This is a genomic window from Floridaenema evergladense BLCC-F167 (assembly GCF_041929205.2).
Classification (GTDB): domain Bacteria; phylum Cyanobacteriota; class Cyanobacteriia; order Cyanobacteriales; family Aerosakkonemataceae; genus Floridanema; species Floridanema evergladense.
The window spans coordinates 1,460,000-1,477,186 of the sequence record NZ_CM171625.1 but is presented as its reverse complement, the minus strand read 5'-3'; the positions used below and the strand labels follow the sequence as shown (position 1 = coordinate 1,477,186).

The following is a 17,187-nucleotide window of genomic DNA, read 5'->3' as shown; positions in this document are numbered from 1 at the left end:
AATTAATTTGTGTAATGTTTGCAATGTTTGATTACTAAGCAATCCCAGTTTTCTGTTCCCCCAATCAACTTAGTAAGCTTTCTATTGCTTGAATTAATTGCTCTAATTCTAAAGGTTTAGCAATATGTAATTGAAAGCCGGAAGTAATTGCTTGTTTTTGATCTGCTTCGCTGGCGTAAGCTGTTAAAGCAATGGCGGGAAGTTGTTTAGTTAAGTTTAGCGATCGCACCTGACGCATTAAACTGTAACCATCCATTTCTGGCATTCCAATATCACTAATTAATAAATCGAAAGGTAATTGCTGTAGTAAATTTAATGCTTCTTTTGCCGAGGCTGCGGTAATTATGTTTGCGCCATACTCTTGTAAGAAAAAAGCAATTAATTCTCTGGTATCTGCTTCATCATCTACAATTAAAATTTGCTGATTTTGCAAATGCAAATCATGACTCAATTTGCTATGTTTTTGGTAGTTTAGTGTACTATCTATTCTTAAGGGTAATTGCACGGTAAAAGTTGCACCTAAATCTTCTCCGGGGCTTTCTACTTTAATTGTACCACCATGCAGTTCTACGATTTGCCGAGCGATCGCTAAACCTAAACCTAACCCCCCAAATTTGCGTGCGATCGAACTATCTGCTTGTCGGAAATACTCAAATACATAAGGAAGAAATTCAGGAGTAATTCCCTTACCTGTATCTTTAACCGTAATTTGAGCATAACTACCAATTGATTCTAACTTAACATCAATTAGTCCACCTTTTGGGGTGAATTTTACGGCATTACTAAGTAAATTCCAGACTACTTGTTGTAATCTGTTGGCATCACCCATCACACAAATTGCTGATTTTAAATCTGTGCGAATTTCCATTAATTTGGCTTCAGCAGCTAAAAGTACTGTTTCCTTCGCCGCTTCAATAATCATGGCTAAATCTACTGGATATACGTGCAGCGTTAATTTGCCTTGTAAAATTCGCGAAATATCTAATAAATCTTCGATTAATTGAGTTTGTAACTTAGTATTTCGTTCAATTGTTGCCAGAGCAAAAGCAGTTTTTTGTGAGTCTAATTTGCCACTTTGTAACAGTTTTGTCCAACCGAGAATCGGATTTAATGGAGTTCGTAATTCATGAGAAAGAATGGCTAAAAATTCATCTTTGACGCGGTTAGCTGCTTCTGCTTGTTCGCGGGCAAGTTTTTCTCGTGCTAATAATTGTTCGCGTTCGGCTTCGGCGCGTTTGCGATCGGTAATGTCTAAAAATGCTCCTACCGCACCTCTAGGTTTACCTTGCTCGTCCAACAAAGGAGAAGCATAGCCATATAAATTAAACAGTACTTCATCTGGGCGCAAAATATCAACTTCCACTCCTTGTAAATTGACATTGTGAATACCCGCATAACGCAAAGGTGTTTCTTCTGGAGTGAGTTCTTTACCGTTACTAAAAATTTTGTAATTAGGAGGAGGACTATCTGTTGGCGTACAGGAAGCATTACCATTAATAGGAATTCCCAGAATTTTAGCAAAGGCAGGGTTAGCACGTATCTGTTTAAATTCTGGATCGTCGCTAATTAAAATGCCGATCGGAATTACTTCAAATAAAGTTTGCAATTCGCTAATTCTGTTTTGTAAATTGCGGTTTAATTTGGCAATTTCGGCTTCCGTTTTTTTGCGATCGCTAATGTTGCGAAAATATATGACAATTCCCGCATCGGAAGGATAAACCTGCACCGAAAACCAAGCATTAAAAGGTGAATAATAATCCTCTAATTCTAACGCTACTCCTTCAATCATTGTTTGTTGAAACAACCGACCAAAACTTGTTTCTGTTAATTCCGGTAACTCCTCCCAAAGATTTTTTCCTAACAACTCCTGTGCAGGCTTTCCTAAAGTACGAGTACCTTCATGATTAATGTATGTAAAATGCCATTGGCGATCGACAGCAACAAAACCATCGGTAATACTCTCCAAAATCTTAGAAATCTCTTCTTTAACTCTTTCCGCTTCTACCCTAGCCGCTTGTTCTCTTAATAATAATTGCTCTCTTTCTGCTTCTACTTGTTTGCGGGAAGTGATATTTTGAAGTACGCCCAACATTCCCAAAACTTGCCCATAAGCACTGTACTGTGCCCTTCCCTTGACAGCAACCCAACGCACTTCTCCATTAGGCTGAATTACTCGATATTCGATATCATAATCGCTGTTTTCAGCAATAGCTTTTTCTACTGCTAATTTTGTCCGATCGCGATCTTCTGAATGCAATAAATTTTGCATTTCTGTCCAAGTCATGTAAGCACCCGATGGAATGCCAAATATTTCTGCCGATCTTGGCGAAAATGTTACCATATCCGTTATTGCATCCCAACCCCAATCGCCCATTTTGGCAGCTGTTAACGCCAAGCGTAAGCGTTCTGCACTAGTACGTAATTCTTCATTTGCTAATACTAAACGTTCCTGACTTGCACGAAGTATTTCTGCTGCTTGTTTGCGTTCCGTAATATCTATAGAAATCCCAATTAAGCGTTCTGGCTTTCCCTCTGCATCTAAGTATAGAGTTCCCTGACTATCGAGCCAGCGGATCTTTCCATCAGGACTAATTACCCGATATTGTCGATCGTAGGCCGTTTCCCCAGCTAAAGCCCGTTGGTAAGCTTGGATCAAGTTTTGTCGATCGTCTGGATGCACAAGAGCCAAAAACTCTTCTATTCTACCTGTTTGAATGCCCCATATTTTGGTGGCATTTTCACAACATACGACTTGATTTTGCTTTAAGTTCATGTCCCAGACAATCATCTGGGCAGAGTTAAGGACTAAGTGTAACCGTTCTTCAGTTTGGCGAAGATTTTGTTCAACTTGCTTTAATTGCTTGCAGCGATCGTTATTCTCTTTAATTTCCGCCAATTCTTGTTGTAATGCTTTCTTTTCTTTCTGACACTCTCTTTCCAAGTCTTCTAATTGTTGAACTCGCTGTTCTAGTGCAGCAATGCGATCGAGAAGGGGTTCATTGAGCATTTCCTCTTGTTCCATTTTTCTAACCCAGATGACAATTGCCTGCCTAAATCAGCAGATTTCGACCATTTTAATTTTCTATCAAATTTTAGAAGTCCTGCTCTACCAAAAGGTAGAGTTTCCAAATTTTACTTCTACTTTATGTCTGAGGGTAGTTTTTTATAAAAAACAAAATTATCAGCGGTAATTTCAACTTAATTGCAGTTCTAATTACCTAAAAAACTGTCGATCAAGCAAATAATCATCGTATAATATTTAATTTAATATGAAATATTCTACTCCTCTAACCCTAGAAATCCCTTACTCCACAAATAAAAATCACTCAAACTAAGACTTCAGTTTGTTCTAGCATTTGCCAAATTTGTTGTAACAAATTGTCTAGTCCAGAACGGGTAGCAGAGGAAATAAGAAAAACTTGATTTCCACTTAATTCTTGTAATTGCTGGCGCAGTTGTTCTAAATCTGTTTGTGCAGGATCGATCGCATCAATTTTACTCAAAGCCAAAATTTGCGGACGTTCGGGTAAACCCCGATCGTAAGCTAATAATTCTTCTTGAATTGTTTGATAATTGGCGATCGGATCTGCTGCTGTTGCATCAATTAAATGCAGCAATAAACGAGTGCGTTCAATGTGGCGTAAAAAATCATGCCCTAAACCCACACCTAAATGAGCACCTTCAATCAGTCCGGGAATATCAGCAAAAACAGCCCCATCACCATCCGGTTTTTGCACTACTCCTAAATTCGGTACTAAAGTAGTAAAAGGATAATCAGCAATTTTGGGTTTAGCAGCAGAAATAGTAGAAATCAAGGTAGATTTTCCCGCATTTGGCAACCCAATAATTCCCACTTCAGCTAACAGTTTTAATTCCAAACGTAGGAGTCGCTGTTCTCCAGGTAAACCGGGTAAAGCATATTCGGGAGCACGGTTACGATTACTGAGAAAATGCTGATTTCCCAACCCACCTTTGCCGCCTTCAGCAATACAAAGAGTTTGCCCAGGTTCAATAATATCCCCCAAAATTTCGTCAGTTTCGGCATCATAAACAACTGTACCGCAGGGAACTTGAATAATGCGATCGCTACCATTCGCCCCTGTGCGATTATTTGGCCCCCCACGCGAACCATCCTCAGCCTTAAACCGATGATTATATTTAAAATCCAGCAAAGTCTGCAAATCTGAGGTAGCTACAAGAATACAAGAACCCCCTTTCCCCCCGTTTCCACCAGAAGGCCCTCCAGCGGGAACATACTTTTCTCGGCGAAATGCGACAATTCCATCGCCACCTTTACCAGCCTCAACTTCAATTTCTACTCGATCGATAAACTGCATAATTCTCCTTTTTTAACTTAAAACTTACTTATATTTTAGTATTTCAAGCTCAGATCCCCGACTTCTTCAAGAAGTCGGGGATCTAAAGAACTCTTGGTATATGAGCTTAATTTACTTGAAGCCTTATACCTTAATTATGAGCAGGAGCCACAAAAGCTAAAGTCAGACTATCATGGGCAAGGAAGTGAGCTAAATGGAATGCTCTATCTTCTGTCTCTAGAAGGATTTTTTCGTATAAATAACGAGTGGCGCGATCGCCTAAACTTTCTGCTTGTGCCGCTTGGCTTCTGATTACTTTGATTACAGCTTGTTCAGCTTGTAAATCATGTTCTACCATCGATCGGCTAGTAAAAATGCCATCATCTTCGGGACTAAAGCAACATAGTTCAGCAAGCTTGGTGAAACTAGCAACAGGAACACCGCCTAAGCCATTCAAACGTTCACCAATTTCGTGAATATGTCCTTCTACTTCCCCATAGCTATCTTGAAAAAATTGATGTAGAGAATAGAACTCACTACCTTCTACTACAAAATGATGTTTCTGATATTGCAGATACAGCGCTTGAAAGCTTGCTAAAGCAATATTTAATCCTTCACATACAGGTCCACTAACGGATTTTTCTAATAAAACTGGATTGTCAGCGATCTGATCTACGGCTTGTCTTAAACCTAAAACTTGGGTCATCTTTTCCCCTTTTCCTGTTACTTAAGGAGTTTGGTTGCAGCTATTGACAATTTATCATTTTCCTTTCAATAGTCAACTAGGCTTTTCGCAACTGATGAAAATCTTTATCAATAATTAAGACTTGGTTAAGCCAGAGATTGACTGAAAGATTCATAACCTTATTTGGCAATGTCCGTCTATGTCAGGAAACGACCACACTTACCAAGAGTAAAAAATAAAAATTTTACTTTTTAGCCAGATGAGAATCATTAACACTCTATTAATTTCTAAATTTTTAATATTTGCTGAGTTTGGATGCCATAATCGCCTCCATCACCACTGAGATCCTAAAACTGTATGTTTGGATACTGAAACCGAAGCGTTGTTGACTGTATTTTACGCAGGGGCGATCGATCGCTCGAAATCCTCATCCAGCAATTTTTCCAGGTTACTAAGCTATAGGTAAGCATTATCAGAAATATCAATTAAATCAAAAGAAGACACTTCAGTTAATAAATGCAAGTAATACCCAAACTGTAAAGGTCGCTAGCAGGTAAAGCTTTTTCCTTCATTCATTCTGGTTAATAATGATATGATATTTTAGAGAATGGAGCCTAATTCATGCTGTCTGTAATTATTCCCGCCCGCAATAGTAAAGCTCTAACTTCAAATTGTTTATCTTCTGTGTTATTTACTTTTCAATTTGTCAACTTTCCTATAGAATTTATTTTAATCGATGATAATTCTGAGCAAAAGGAAGAAATACTGCCACTATTTTTAAACTTTCGTCAATCGGTGAAACACCCAGTAAAAATTATTAGATTTCACCAGAGACAACATTACACGGGTGTATTTACTTGTGGACTTTCCCAAGCTGAAGGTAATCAGATTTTTTTCCTCAGTAATGACATGATGATTACGCCTGATTTTCTCAAAACAGTATTAAGTGTAGCTAATTTAGAAACTGAAATAGGCATTGTCCGAGGCATTTCTCAACACACAGATAGTCATCCCGAACACGCTTGTTTGCCACCTTTCCCTATGCGAGGATTTCAAGATGTTTTAGACTTTTCTAACTACATTTCCCGCTATCATGGACTGCATTATGTAGAAGATAAAATTTTGTCAGGAGATGCAATTTTAATCAAAAGAACCTTGCTTGATAAAATAGGTGTAATGGACACAAGATTTTTTGGTTATTTCGGAGATTTAGATTATGGTATCAGAGCGAGAAGAGCAGGTTTTAAGTTAGTATGTGCTAAAGGCGCATGGTTGCATCATGAAGGTGGAGGCCATGTCAAACATGAAGCCAATATAGAAAATGTAGATTTTAGTTTGAAATATCAACTTAGAATGCAAATGGTGCAAGAAGCATATACAAAATTCAGGGAAAAATGGGATACTTCCATGCGACAAACTTATGCTGGTATATTTGATTTTAATTGGGAAAAATTACATACTCAAAAAGTGAATTTTAGTGAATATGAACCAGCAAAATCTCTGGATTTGCAAATTTGCCAAGTTCTATAAATGTAATCAATAATTACTTCTCTTCTGCTTGGTAAATATAAAATTTATGTCCAACTGCTAACGTGCCAAAATGATAAGAAGGTAAGAAGTCAGAGGGTAAGAAGGGCGAAACTTTAGTAATTGATAATTCAGTTTTGTAAATACTGAATAGAATAAAATTATATCTTTCTGTACTTTGAGAAATGAAATCTTTGATTTCCGATCGATTAGAGTTAACCAATCTTTTGCATTCTCGTTTGAGGGACTTTCCCCAAATTTTAGGTGCTTGAGGGCAAACATTTTGTTGCAAGTATTCGGTAAGTTCCTGAGTAGCATACTTCTCGTACTCCGCCTGACTGGGATTGCTGATGGCTAAGGACACCAGTAATCCGGTTACAATGGCAGTACCCAAAGATTGGGGAAAATTCCAACTTTTCATTAATTTACTGTGTCCATTTGAGTCCAGAGTTAGCTTACCACTGAAAGAATTTTTTCGTCTCTGGGCTAAGGACTTGATCCTTTTGGAAAAAGAGTGCTATGATAAATAATCGCAAGGCGAGCGTAGCCAAGTGGTTAAGGCAGTGGATTGTGGTTCCACCATTCGTGGGTTCGAGTCCCATCGTTCGCCCTCTTGTACAGTGACTAATTATTTGTCGTCGGTGACACATTACTGTCGTTGTGCCAAATTAAGTGTCGTCGTGACAAATTGATGTCGTTGAATAGGCAGTGACAAATTAGTGTCATCCTTATTGGCTTTTGCAATCTATGTATTTTAGATATTTTAGACGCTATCAGCTATATTTCGTATTTTTGAAATGTAATCCCTCTTTTGTCACTTTCCGGGTATTCTAAATAAAAGAATGAACAAAAAAAACCCTGAAAGGTAAGTAGAGCAATGGATGTAGAATTACAAATCCTCAAGCATTTGCCAAGAGATGCTCATCCAACGGTTGCACTCATAGATGAATATTGTGCAGAGTATAAAGACCTGTTTAAGGAAGTAAGAAATTATGAGTGCTTCAAATATTTACATTTGGGAATAATGTCACCAATCAAAAGAAAATCATTACCAGAGATAGCGAAAGTTGTAAGTATAAACTCGGCCCAATCATTACATCATTTTATAGCCAATTCTGATTGGTCGGTAGATAAATTAAAACAAAGAAGATTAAAAAAACTAAAGAAAGCATTAGATGGCAAGAAGATTACAGTGGTAATAGATGAAACCGGAGACAGGAAAAAAGGTAAAAAGACCGATTATGTAGCCAGACAATATTTAGGTAGTGTAGTCAAAGTTGATAATGGAATAGTTTCAGTCAATGCCTATGGAGTTTACTCTAATATAACCTTTCCCTTAATGGTAAAAGTATTCAAACCAAAAGGAACATTAAAAGAAGGAGATAAATATCAAACCAAAATAGAATTAGCGTCAGAAATTATTACAGAATTAATTGAAGAAGGCTTTCAGATTGAACTGGTACTGGCAGATAGTTTATATGGTGAAAGTAGCCAATTTCTGAGAAAACTGGGTGAATATAACTTAGCTTATGTAGTAGCAATTAGAAGTAATCACGGAGTCTGGCTTCCTTCAGGGCAGAGGGTTAGAGCGAATAAATGGTGTAAATTCGAGAGAACTTTTAGCAACCAAAAGACAGAAATTAGATACATTAGGGAAATAATTTATGGTAAAAAGAGAGCCGTAACTTACTGGGAAATAACTACCGATCCAGAAACTATGCCAGAGAATTCTACTTCCTTCGTAATGACAAATCTTCAAGGGAACCTGAAGCATATTTTAGGTGATTTGTATGGATTAAGAACTTGGGTAGAATATGGTTTTCGCCAATGTAAGCAGGAACTCGGCTGGACAGATTATCGGTTCACCAATTTTCAACATATTGAGAGGTGGTGGGAAATTATTTTTTGTGTTTACACAATGATTAGTTTAAACTCTCCAGCCTTCTTCAGCTTAAATAAATCTCATCAAACTGAGGCTGATCAGCCAGAAACTAGTAAGGTTGATTTTTCTGATCATCAACAATGGAATCATGAATGTGGATGGAAGAATGTTTTAAATAATCTGCGTCTTATTGTCCAACCACTATTACTATTTTGGTCGATTTATCCCTGGCTCGATATTTTTCCTAATTCACATTTATTACTGGGATTCAATCATTTAATTGCTGCCATGAATCAATTTAAATCCTTTTATTCTTCTGGATAGTTTAGTTTATTTACTACTTGCTTAATTCGGAAAGTGACAAAAGAGGGATACTTTATTTTGGAAGACTATTCAGCACGTTGCAACTTTAATGGGGGAAATAGGTATTAACAATGATGAAGCTATCGATATTTTAATTAAAATGTTGCAAACTTGCACCTCTAGCTATACCCTTATTCCAGTTGCAGAAAGCTTATCTAAAATAGCTATCGGTAACACAAAAATCATTGCTAAACTAATTGATATGATGGACGATATTAGTTATACTAATCAAATTAGTAATACTGCTTCGATATTAGGTCAAATTGCTAAGGGTAACTATAATGGAATTAATAAATTAATTACTCGACTAAAAGAGACTAATAATCCACTATTTTGGGAAGAAGCTGCTTGGGTTTTAGGAAAAATTGGTGCTAATAACCAAGATGCAATTGATATCTTGGAATGTGGGATACAACTGGATTGGTTGCGAAATCAAGATATCCATTATAAAATTGCTGAACATTTATTGAAAATTGCTCCACAACATGATAAAGCGAACCAAATAGTCGCTGAATCAAATTTGCCGAAAACCAAGGAAAAAAATGCAGATAACTCAGGGAAAGCTGAATCTGAAATTTTAAAGGTTGACTCGGAATTGTTCAATTCTTATTATGAATTACTATATCCCAATGACCAACCCAATGACGAAAATATTGTATATGATCCAAAACCTTGGGAGGAAGTAGCAGAAGCTCTACTGAATGTGAAAGATGTGAAAGAAGTAGAAGCAATTATTATTCCCTGGATTGATTCAAGGGCTGATTTCATCAACGGGGATGAAGCTTGGGTTTCCCTTGTATCAATACTAGAAAAATTCGTTGATAGCAGTACATCGCCTGTATTTTCATGGCTTATAGATAGTTGTTTTAATATGCTAGATGCTGATGAAAATCTGGATGTACATGATCAAGCTGTTCAGACCTTAAAGAATTTATTGAGTAAGTTTAGCAGTAAGGAATTATATGAAGATATACTCAAGAAGTTAGCTCCCGACTTTAATTACAAAAATAATTTTGGCTCTTATGAAGCTAGTTATGAAGTCCTCTGGCACTGTGTTCAGAATATGGCTTATGTTGATTTTTATAAAGTTTGGCCTAAACCTGGCACAAATATTCATCCAGAAGTTGCAGAAATTACTCCTACTGGCAACAACACACTAACACAAAATCTCATCTTAGCAAACTTACCGCAACTCTTGAAATCTGCCATTGCTAATGATCCAAACCTCAATCAGAAAGTTCGCGAAATTTGCATCAATGCTAGCGAATTTATGAAAGAACATCGCGATAACCCAGCAGCGGAAATTTATGCAGAAATGGTAATTGCTGGTTGTCCAGAACGCCTTAATGGAGAACCAGAAACAATGCAGTCACTCAAAGTTTATTGTAAGCTGCTAAAAAGCGATAAAAAGTTTGTTTTGGTATTCTACGACTCTACTGCACTAGAACCAGAACCGATAGGATTTAGCGATAGTTTCCTCGATGATCTCAGTAACTTTGGTGAAGAAATTTGTGTGGTTACAGATCAACTAGTGAAAAAACTAAAACAGTTCTCTCCTAGTCAACCCCAATTAGTTGAAAATATTTTAGGTTGGATAAGAGCAATTACCTGGGAAAATTAACTCCTTAATACTAAAGATAATCAAAGCAGCATCCAAGCGATCGCACTACCAAGCATTACTTCAATCATCCCATCGCCACTGCCAACAAATCCTCAAACAGCGGGTCGCCAAAACTCATCAACCGCACTGAGGGCATCTCATCAAATACCTCTGGATAAAAGGTAACAGAGTAATTGCGACCTTTATAAAAAAGTTGCCAAGTACGTTCCTCCGCCTGCTCAAATCTAACACCGCAAGCTTTTAATAACGTAGAAGTAGTAAATAACTGCTCGATCGCTTCTGGCAGAATAGGAGACGCAGGAATTGAAATGCGAATTTCTGCCAAGTCTGCGACAACATCCATCGCCACCATTTCATCTAAAGCAGGACGCAAAGGAGGAGTATCTAAAATATGTTCAAATTCAGCTAGCAATACCCCTTCTTCTTCTGGATCTGCACTCATTGCTGCTTGTTCGATGAAGGTTGGTACAGAAGCTAAAATCGGTTGTAAGTTACCAACAACGGTTTGGAAAGCATTGATGCGATCGCGCAATTTTCGATACACTTTTGCTTCTACCGTACCATCATAGTAAAAATTGTGAATTCTCACCGTTGGATAAACTTGTCCAATGCGATCGATCCTGCCAATCCTCTGTTCTACGCGCATCGGATTCCAAGGCATATCGTAATTAATAAGTACGCCACAAGTTTGCAAATTCAAACCTTCGGAAGCTGATTCTGTACACAGAAGAATTTTGATTTCACCTTCTCTAAATCGACGCTTAATCTCCTCTTTAGCAACTAAACACCAGTTACCATCTGCCAAAAGTTCGCCACCTCTGCCAGAATAGCAAGCAACTTGAGAACCATACAATTTAAGTAAGGCATCTCGTAAGTAGTCCATCGTATCGGTGTATTGGGTAAAAACAATTGCGCTTTCCCGTTGACTCAATTCTCGACGTAAAATAGTAATGAAATGAGAAAGTTTGGTGTCTTCACCTGTGGTTTCAAATTGCCTTAGTAAGTCTTCTAAATATTGGATTTCTTGCGGGTCTACAGGTTCCATATAGGATTCTAAACCTTCAATTACAGCATCATCAGCATCATCAATATCGCTGAAATCATCTTGAGTTAGACTCGAACCCATACCAGTTATCAGAGAATCAAGTCGTCGTTGCAATGATTCTTTAATAGCGTAAAAAGAACTGGTCAAACGCTTGCGATATAAGGTCATTAAAAAGCCTAAAGCTTTGCGATTCTGTTTTTGAGCTAAACGATAGAAATGACGCACGTAATCGCTTACAGCCACGTATAAAGGGATTTCGCGATCGCATTCCAAGGTAATCGCATTGTCTTGCACTTCGCGCCGGGGGATGTCGCGGTCTAAAAGTCCTCGCTGGTAATATTGCCGTAGAGTGTCGCGGGTGTGGCGAAACATTATATCTTTGAGGGGAGTATTAACGGTGAGGTATTGGCGAGAGGTGGTGATAAAAGAATCATCAGCTAAATATTGTTTGGGATTGACGAGTTTTTGACCTTTTTGCCAAATATCTCGGATGCGGTATGATAGGAGGCGATCGCTCTTTTCTAAATATCCTTGTAATCTAGAACAAGGTTGACCGCCACGCTGAAAGTAATCGATAGACATTTGTTGCCAAAACTCCAAACTGTAGCGGTCGGGAGATGCAGTTAAAGAAGCAAAATAATTGCAGAAATTATCGCCATAAGACCAATGTCCTTGCATTCCTAATAAGTTAAGTAAGTCAAAAACTTCAATAGGGTCAATTTGCATTGGAGTAGCTGAAAGAAGAATTAAGCTGCGAGTTTTTTCTTTCAGTTGTTGCATTAATTCTAATAATCGATTCGGTGTTTCTTCCCGATTTTGTGGACTCTTGCGACGGGCATGATGGGCTTCATCTAAAATGATTAAGTCCCAAGGATTAGCATCCAGCAGTTGTTGCATTCGTTCAGTTCGTCGTACTAAATGACTGGAGGCGAGAATCAGGTTAGTTGTATTCCAGGGATTAATTGTTATTGGTTGATTGTTATTTGTTAATGGTAAACCATAGGGGTCTTTAAATGTTCCTTGGTTGTAACTCCAAAAGTGCAGGTTGAATTTCTCTCGCAGTTCTTCTTGCCATTGAGGTTGAACGCTAGCAGGCGCTAAAATTAGAACTCGCTTTACTTTTTGGGAAACGAGTAAGTAACGCAAAATTAAACCTGTTTCAATGGTTTTACCTAAACCAACTTCATCCGCAATTAAAAAACTGTGAGGGAATTTTTGAGCAACTCGTCGTAATATTTTAATTTGGTGAGGCCAAGGAGAAATAGGAATTGACTTGAGGCAGAAATCTAAGCAGCCTGGATGTTGATATAAATTAATCAGTTGTTCAAATCCCGATTTTTCTTGCTGACATTGTTCATTTATAAGAGTTGTAACAACTGGTTTACTTATTTCTTCAATTACAATATTGTCTGGTTTATCTAATTCTCTAATACTTTGTTTTTGGGATAGAAGTCTGTTATCAAATTCGACTCGTTTATCCCAGGTTGGTTTAGTCGCTGGCGCATAACGTAATAACTTTTTCTGAACCGCTTCTGGAACTTCAAAAACTTGCACGTTGGGGGCTAAATTGTGCCAAAGTTGTTCAAAGCGAAAAATTTCTTCCTGAACTCGTTCTAGTTCTCGTCCTTCTTCCCAAGCACAAAAAACATGGAAAGATTCAACGTTTTTTTCCCAACCGCCGAGGGATTCATTATTGGAACCGCTAAAGGCTAATTGGTCGCCATTAGCATCAGTAAAAATACCAACTTTTTCATGGAAAATATGATGGGGGTCTAATTGGGCATGACTATCTTCTGGAATTCCATCTAATTTAAGGGGAATGGCAATTTTAATATCTAGGTAGCCGTTTTGAATCAGCCAACTGAGGATTTCAAAATGTTTCAGTTGGGCGAAATTTTCAGGTGGTTTAAGGTCAGTATCGAGGCGGGTAAAGAGTGCATCTCTTAATTCATATCCTTGTTGGATAGCTTGCAAATCTTCTGGACTAAATTGGCAACCCATGATTAGTCGCATTCGTCCTTCTTGATGCAGCATTGCACCTAAGCCACGGGCTACTTTACTGAGAATAGCACTGCTGAAAAAGCCGGATTTGCGGTCATATTGAATGGCACATTCCAAGGCGGGAATATAAAAGTCAGCAATGGGGTTATTTTCATTGCTAGAATAACTAATGCGCCAAGTTCGTTCCCGTAAATATAAAGACATATTTTATTTGATGAAAGTAGTTTTTGTTAGCGGTTAACAGTTAACCATTAACTAACCTCTTTTGTGGGAATTTTTTCTGCGGTAAGAGTGACAATTTTTCCATCTTGCCAAATAGTAATCGATTCGCCCAGCTTTCGGTGCTTTTCAATAGCTTGGGCAATTGCCTGTTTAATACCTGCGTCGATTTGTTCTGATAGTTTTTCGGTTTCTTTTTTCATGGTTTAATCCTCATTAATTTTATTCCAAATAGATGGGTAATAAATTATTGGATTTGAATTAAGCGGACATTCTGCTACTAATTCTGGAATAGAAGTAGAATTATCGTAAACAATCCATTTATCACATAAAGGCAGATATAGTTCAATCAGGTTAATACGTCCTCTTTCATAGCGACGGCGGATAGTTTCTTCGGGAATGTTATGACCTCCGCTTTCAACCCGTCTTCTTACCCGTTCTATAGCTAATTCTGGGCTTTGCAGCCAGAAATAAATTAAATTAATTACATAACCTTTATTTTTACAGGTTGTTAAAAATCGGGCATAATTCCGAGCCGATAAGGTGGATTCAAAGGCGAAGTCAGCACCCGCATTTGATAGTGTTTCTAAGCGTTGTAACATTAAACGTCCTGCTTGTATGGCAACTGATTCAGGGTGAAAGGGGGAAAGTCCTTTAGCAATTTCATCGGCGTTGACATATTCAAAAATGTCTAAGAAGTTGGGTAATAGTTGCATGGCTGCTGTTGTTTTACCCGCACCGTTTGCACCTCCGATAATAAAAAGGTTTGGCATATCTGTCTCTTTTTTCCTCAGCGAGCAAGATGCTCGCACTACTCAGCCAATATTTTCTCATAAAATAGCAACAAATTAGGGAATTTGTTAGACTTATGTAGAGAAGAAAAAGGAAGTTAAACAAAATGACAAATATTCAATCGATAACAACTGCAATAATATCCCTTTACGAACAGGATTTTTATCTGTGGTTACAGACAAATATCAATTTATTAAAAGAGGGAAAATTTGCCCAAAGAGATTTTTAATGAATCTTATCAAAATGCTAGGAAACTAGCCGCAGCTGAAACAGGTTTATCTATTGAAATATTTCCCCCTGAGTCTCCCTTTACTGTGGAAGAAGTACTTAATGCTGATTTTTTACCTTCACAGAGCAATGATACCGAAAATATTGAATAGACCTCTCCAGAAATTAAAGTTGCGTTGTCTGAAACCTTTGTAGAGACGTTGCATTCAACGTCTCTACAATCTTTTTTGGAGAGGTCTAATAGTTAACTGTTAACCGTCACCCAAATCTAAATCTAAACTCAATTGTCCGTATTGCAACGGTAACTCTAATTGTTCCACCACAACTTTCGCTTTAATTTCATCCATCGCTAACCACAAATCTAACAAGGCTTTTTCTTCTGGGATGCGTTTTTTTTCATCTCCAATTCGGGGAATTACTTTTAGCGCGACTTCAATTGTTCGCATGAACATATCGTTGCTGACTAACCCGGTGGCTTTCATAAAACGGCGGACGGGTTGGATCCCATTCTACGAATAAGCTCAAAGTTAATAACATCAATCTTAATAGTCTGTAAATAATTAGCTAGTTTAAAATCATCGGTTAAAACTAAATATTTGTCTCTAGCTATATTAATAATTCCACAATCTGTTAATCCAAACTTAGTAAAGTTTTCTAATTTTACTGCTGAAGTACTTTCAATATAAAATTCAGATAGCTTTTCGTTAACAATATTTGCAAATATCTCTAAACAGCGAGAACGTTCTGGTTCTCCAATCCCATTAATCAGACTGTTTACTTCTGTCAGAATGTTGGGTGTTGTAACAATTCTCTGAAAAAATAACAAAATCCTCACCAGTAAATCATAATCTTCGGGAGTAAACTTTTCGGTGCGATTAAATTGGGAGATGCGCGAACGGTTCACCGTACCGACAAACAAAAGAAGCAGAATATTAGTATCAATTAAAATTCCCTTTTGCTGGTAGCGTCCCAATAAGGAACGAATAAACTCATTCATGGCTGTCTAATTTTCATTGATTTAACTTCTCCAGTTGTTGTATCTATCTTGAAAATTTTATATTCGCGTTCGTGTTGAGGAATAGCTGGAAGTCCTAAAGGATTATTAGCGGTATCGGTTAATCGATTAAATCCTATTGTAATTAGCCAATATGTTTTATCTTCTGATAGTTCAACCTCCTCTAGTCTGACATCTTGAATTCCCGTTCCTATTTTATCCTGAAGGGAATTCAGATAATTTTCGGCAGCATAAACAGCAGCACGTACATCAATCTTAATGTTTGTTTCTTGTGTCATAAAATCAATGCTCCTAAAAGTAGTATATAAAGGAATCTAACTTGACGATTCAAAAGTAGCAGTTCGCTCAATTATAAACCATTCGTGGTATAAAATGGCGATAAAAAATTCTTCGTTTTTAAGTTTATCACAAACCGCCATAAATCCAGCTAAAAACTCACCATCACCAAAGGTCGTATCTTTCAAAAACAGCGTTAGCGAGTTACCATCTGCACTCCAAATTGTGCGTAAAATTGTTATATTTGTATGATTTTCTCGCTCTATTGGTAACAATACCCAACGCCCCTCAATTTTCATAAATTCGGGGTTATAATATTCAAGAACTGATGACCAGCGTTCAGGCCCTTCATGTTTCTCAATAATTCTATCCCACCGCAGAGATTTAATGTTATTCAAAGTTTCATCAGACAAATCAGAGAGTTTCATGTTCTTTTACTCCAAGGGTCAGTATTAACATCTGATAACTGATTTACCGTAATCTTATGAATCGCTAATTGAGCGGTTGAATCTCCATCAACGCTGGTCATTTTGATTAATTCTAGCAATCTTTCTGGTGTCATTTCAGAGTCTTGCACGCAGTCCCATAACGACCCAACGGAAAAACTCCGATTTCGCCAATCTCTAGGATAAGACCTATCTAAAAACCATTGCCAAGGTGAAGGATGCGCGAGAATATGTTGGGCAATTTCTAACTCTGATTCTGCCTCAACTACGCGAAAGCTAGATTCATAAATTCCTTCATCAAACAGACTGGTAATTAAATATAGATTTGCCATATTAATCCCCTAGTAATATTCGCAAAGCTTTTAATGCAGTAGACCGCTTTCCATTTGCTATTTTGGCGAACCAGTAATGGGCTTCTTCATTACTCATTGCCATGACTCCAGAAGTGATATTAGCAATTCTTTCTGGTTTGGAAAGTGGTTGTAATGCCTGAAATAAAATTGCTAAGTTTACGCCGGAATCTTCTGATAAAATATAAGGTGCTTGTCGTTGATGTGATAAGGTTTTTGGATCGTAATTGTTCGCTTTTAATAGGCTGTAAATTACTGTTCTTGCTTGTACTAAAGCATTACCTTTGAGTCGTCCAATTCTTTTGGCAGCAGGACGCTTTTTTTCTCCGGCTTTTTTATAAGCACATTGGTACAATTCTAAAGCAAAATTGTTGTTATCTAAGGGAACGATTCTTAACTGGAACTCTTGCATATTTCCGGG

The 17,187-nt window shown here is 37.5% G+C and carries 17 protein-coding genes, 1 tRNA gene and 1 pseudogene; 6 read left to right on the top strand and 13 right to left on the bottom strand.

Annotated elements, in window-relative coordinates:
- Positions 1 to 64: 64 nt before the first annotated feature.
- From ACE1CA_RS06910 to dpsA, 3 genes are all read right to left on the bottom strand, one after another.
- Positions 65 to 3,022 (bottom strand): PAS domain-containing hybrid sensor histidine kinase/response regulator, encoded by a 2,958-nt coding sequence (locus ACE1CA_RS06910; RefSeq protein WP_486517700.1) that lies wholly within the window; start codon positions 3,020 to 3,022, stop codon positions 65 to 67.
- Positions 3,023 to 3,326: 304 nt separating this feature from the next.
- The gene (gene obgE, locus ACE1CA_RS06905) at positions 3,327 to 4,337 is read right to left on the bottom strand and encodes a GTPase ObgE (protein ID WP_413275699.1); all 1,011 of its coding nucleotides are present in this window, start codon (positions 4,335 to 4,337) and stop codon (positions 3,327 to 3,329) included.
- Positions 4,338 to 4,467: 130 nt separating this feature from the next.
- Positions 4,468 to 5,022, bottom strand: coding sequence for a DNA starvation/stress protection protein DpsA (gene dpsA, locus ACE1CA_RS06900; protein WP_413275700.1), 555 nt, complete (start codon positions 5,020 to 5,022; stop codon positions 4,468 to 4,470).
- 600 nt (positions 5,023 to 5,622) lie between these two features.
- Between dpsA and ACE1CA_RS06895 the strand changes: the two genes are divergently transcribed.
- The gene (locus ACE1CA_RS06895; RefSeq protein ID WP_413275701.1) at positions 5,623 to 6,531 is read left to right on the top strand and encodes a glycosyltransferase family 2 protein; all 909 of its coding nucleotides are present in this window, start codon (positions 5,623 to 5,625) and stop codon (positions 6,529 to 6,531) included.
- Between the two features lie 13 nt (positions 6,532 to 6,544).
- On the opposite strand, the gene ACE1CA_RS06890 is transcribed toward ACE1CA_RS06895, so the two are convergent.
- The gene (locus tag ACE1CA_RS06890; RefSeq protein WP_413275702.1) at positions 6,545 to 6,949 is read right to left on the bottom strand and encodes a DUF4359 domain-containing protein; all 405 of its coding nucleotides are present in this window, start codon (positions 6,947 to 6,949) and stop codon (positions 6,545 to 6,547) included.
- A gap of 116 nt (positions 6,950 to 7,065) precedes the next feature.
- Here ACE1CA_RS06890 and ACE1CA_RS06885 point away from each other — a divergent pair.
- From ACE1CA_RS06885 to ACE1CA_RS06875, 3 genes are all read left to right on the top strand, one after another.
- Positions 7,066 to 7,138 (top strand) — tRNA-His (locus tag ACE1CA_RS06885).
- A gap of 267 nt (positions 7,139 to 7,405) precedes the next feature.
- Complete coding sequence (locus tag ACE1CA_RS06880; protein ID WP_486517699.1) at positions 7,406 to 8,734, top strand: IS701 family transposase; 1,329 nt, start codon at positions 7,406 to 7,408, stop codon at positions 8,732 to 8,734.
- An 88-nt stretch (positions 8,735 to 8,822) separates the two neighbouring features.
- Complete coding sequence (locus tag ACE1CA_RS06875; protein ID WP_413280488.1) at positions 8,823 to 10,394, top strand: HEAT repeat domain-containing protein; 1,572 nt, start codon at positions 8,823 to 8,825, stop codon at positions 10,392 to 10,394.
- 64 nt (positions 10,395 to 10,458) lie between these two features.
- Here ACE1CA_RS06875 and ACE1CA_RS06870 read toward each other — a convergent pair whose 3' ends face one another.
- From ACE1CA_RS06870 to ACE1CA_RS06860, 3 genes are read right to left on the bottom strand one after another with little or no spacing between them, the layout of a single operon-like run.
- Positions 10,459 to 13,644 (bottom strand): helicase-related protein, encoded by a 3,186-nt coding sequence (locus ACE1CA_RS06870; RefSeq protein WP_413280489.1) that lies wholly within the window; start codon positions 13,642 to 13,644, stop codon positions 10,459 to 10,461.
- A gap of 47 nt (positions 13,645 to 13,691) precedes the next feature.
- Positions 13,692 to 13,862, bottom strand: coding sequence for a hypothetical protein (locus tag ACE1CA_RS06865; RefSeq protein WP_413261385.1), 171 nt, complete (start codon positions 13,860 to 13,862; stop codon positions 13,692 to 13,694).
- Positions 13,863 to 13,865: 3 nt separating this feature from the next.
- The gene (locus ACE1CA_RS06860) at positions 13,866 to 14,432 is read right to left on the bottom strand and encodes an ATPase (RefSeq protein ID WP_413261384.1); all 567 of its coding nucleotides are present in this window, start codon (positions 14,430 to 14,432) and stop codon (positions 13,866 to 13,868) included.
- A gap of 125 nt (positions 14,433 to 14,557) precedes the next feature.
- Between ACE1CA_RS06860 and ACE1CA_RS06855 the strand changes: the two genes are divergently transcribed.
- Both ACE1CA_RS06855 and ACE1CA_RS06850 read left to right on the top strand, forming a co-directional pair.
- Positions 14,558 to 14,680 carry a DUF29 family protein gene (locus tag ACE1CA_RS06855; protein WP_413280490.1) on the top strand — a complete coding sequence of 41 codons (123 nt, stop codon included), beginning with the start codon at positions 14,558 to 14,560 and terminating at the stop codon, positions 14,678 to 14,680.
- Complete coding sequence (locus ACE1CA_RS06850; protein ID WP_413280491.1) at positions 14,661 to 14,831, top strand: DUF29 family protein; 171 nt, start codon at positions 14,661 to 14,663, stop codon at positions 14,829 to 14,831. The genes ACE1CA_RS06855 and ACE1CA_RS06850 overlap by 20 nt, the downstream gene beginning before the upstream one ends.
- Before the next feature lie 99 nt (positions 14,832 to 14,930).
- Here the strand turns inward: ACE1CA_RS06850 and ACE1CA_RS06845 are convergent.
- From ACE1CA_RS06845 to ACE1CA_RS06820, 6 genes and pseudogenes are all read right to left on the bottom strand, one after another.
- Positions 14,931 to 15,182: pseudogene (locus tag ACE1CA_RS06845) on the bottom strand (hypothetical protein); the annotation flags it as partial.
- Positions 15,158 to 15,676, bottom strand: coding sequence for a PIN domain-containing protein (locus ACE1CA_RS06840; protein ID WP_413280493.1), 519 nt, complete (start codon positions 15,674 to 15,676; stop codon positions 15,158 to 15,160). The pseudogene ACE1CA_RS06845 and the gene ACE1CA_RS06840, both read right to left, overlap by 25 nt.
- Entirely contained in the window at positions 15,673 to 15,972 is a 300-nt protein-coding gene (locus tag ACE1CA_RS06835) for a hypothetical protein (protein ID WP_413261380.1), read from the bottom strand. Before ACE1CA_RS06835 ends, ACE1CA_RS06840 begins: the two co-directional genes overlap by 4 nt.
- Before the next feature lie 36 nt (positions 15,973 to 16,008).
- On the bottom strand, positions 16,009 to 16,398 hold the full coding sequence (locus ACE1CA_RS06830; protein ID WP_413280494.1) for a hypothetical protein: 390 nt from the start codon (positions 16,396 to 16,398) through the stop codon (positions 16,009 to 16,011).
- Complete coding sequence (locus ACE1CA_RS06825) at positions 16,395 to 16,748, bottom strand: hypothetical protein (protein WP_413280495.1); 354 nt, start codon at positions 16,746 to 16,748, stop codon at positions 16,395 to 16,397. Before ACE1CA_RS06825 ends, ACE1CA_RS06830 begins: the two co-directional genes overlap by 4 nt.
- 1 nt (position 16,749) lies before the next feature.
- Positions 16,750 to 17,178, bottom strand: coding sequence for a DUF7680 family protein (locus ACE1CA_RS06820; protein ID WP_413261378.1), 429 nt, complete (start codon positions 17,176 to 17,178; stop codon positions 16,750 to 16,752).
- Positions 17,179 to 17,187: the final 9 nt, after the last annotated feature.

Bases quoted from the DNA above. Each gene is read 5' to 3' on its own strand.
- ACE1CA_RS06870 (WP_413280489.1), bottom strand. From the start codon at position 13,644: ATGTCTTTATATTTACGGGAACGAACTTGGCGCATTAGTTATTCTAGC.
- ACE1CA_RS06890 (WP_413275702.1), bottom strand. From the start codon at position 6,949: ATGAAAAGTTGGAATTTTCCCCAATCTTTGGGTACTGCCATTGTAACC.
- obgE (WP_413275699.1), bottom strand. From the start codon at position 4,337: ATGCAGTTTATCGATCGAGTAGAAATTGAAGTTGAGGCTGGTAAAGGT.
- ACE1CA_RS06910 (WP_486517700.1), bottom strand. From the start codon at position 3,022: ATGGAACAAGAGGAAATGCTCAATGAACCCCTTCTCGATCGCATTGCT.
- ACE1CA_RS06825 (WP_413280495.1), bottom strand. From the start codon at position 16,748: ATGGCAAATCTATATTTAATTACCAGTCTGTTTGATGAAGGAATTTAT.
- ACE1CA_RS06865 (WP_413261385.1), bottom strand. From the start codon at position 13,862: ATGAAAAAAGAAACCGAAAAACTATCAGAACAAATCGACGCAGGTATT.
- ACE1CA_RS06830 (WP_413280494.1), bottom strand. From the start codon at position 16,398: ATGAAACTCTCTGATTTGTCTGATGAAACTTTGAATAACATTAAATCT.
- ACE1CA_RS06880 (WP_486517699.1), top strand. From the start codon at position 7,406: ATGGATGTAGAATTACAAATCCTCAAGCATTTGCCAAGAGATGCTCAT.
- ACE1CA_RS06820 (WP_413261378.1), bottom strand. From the start codon at position 17,178: ATGCAAGAGTTCCAGTTAAGAATCGTTCCCTTAGATAACAACAATTTT.
- ACE1CA_RS06895 (WP_413275701.1), top strand. From the start codon at position 5,623: ATGCTGTCTGTAATTATTCCCGCCCGCAATAGTAAAGCTCTAACTTCA.
- dpsA (WP_413275700.1), bottom strand. From the start codon at position 5,022: ATGACCCAAGTTTTAGGTTTAAGACAAGCCGTAGATCAGATCGCTGAC.
- ACE1CA_RS06835 (WP_413261380.1), bottom strand. From the start codon at position 15,972: ATGACACAAGAAACAAACATTAAGATTGATGTACGTGCTGCTGTTTAT.
- ACE1CA_RS06875 (WP_413280488.1), top strand. From the start codon at position 8,823: ATGGGGGAAATAGGTATTAACAATGATGAAGCTATCGATATTTTAATT.
- ACE1CA_RS06855 (WP_413280490.1), top strand. From the start codon at position 14,558: ATGACAAATATTCAATCGATAACAACTGCAATAATATCCCTTTACGAA.
- ACE1CA_RS06860 (WP_413261384.1), bottom strand. From the start codon at position 14,432: ATGCCAAACCTTTTTATTATCGGAGGTGCAAACGGTGCGGGTAAAACA.
- ACE1CA_RS06840 (WP_413280493.1), bottom strand. From the start codon at position 15,676: ATGAATGAGTTTATTCGTTCCTTATTGGGACGCTACCAGCAAAAGGGA.